Annotated in this window: 1 protein-coding gene; it reads left to right on the top strand. The window is 54.4% G+C overall.

Annotated features, from left to right (window positions below):
• The coding region (locus QP363_RS12815; protein ID WP_306486866.1) for a phage minor capsid protein at window positions 1-209 on the top strand (209 nt) is incomplete at its 5' end.
• Window positions 210-329: the final 120 nt, after the last annotated feature.

Below are 329 nucleotides of genomic sequence, written 5' to 3'. Positions count from 1 at the left end.
ATGACCCAGCCAGGTATGAAGCCTCACAAAAACAGCGGGCTTTGGAACGCGAAATCAGGAAACAAAAACGCCTTGAGGCCGTGAACATGATCGGCGACCCAACCCCGGCGCAAACAATCCGCGAGTGCCAAAAACAGATTCGTGAACTCACCGCTAAATATGACTTGCCACGCAAACGCGTGCGAGAGCAGATCAAGAAAGCACATTAACCCAGGAGGTTAAAATCATGGCAGAAGAAACCCAGGCCGAACAGCAGGGGGAAGCCCAGGAGACTACCCCTACCCCGGCAGACGTCCCCAACCACACCCCGCAAGACAAGGGTAAGGAAG

Origin of the sequence: Corynebacterium sp. UMB6689 (assembly GCF_030215295.1) — a bacterium.
Classification (GTDB): Bacteria; Actinomycetota; Actinomycetes; order Mycobacteriales; family Mycobacteriaceae; genus Corynebacterium; species Corynebacterium aurimucosum.
This window is presented reverse-complemented; position numbering and strand designations above follow the sequence as displayed.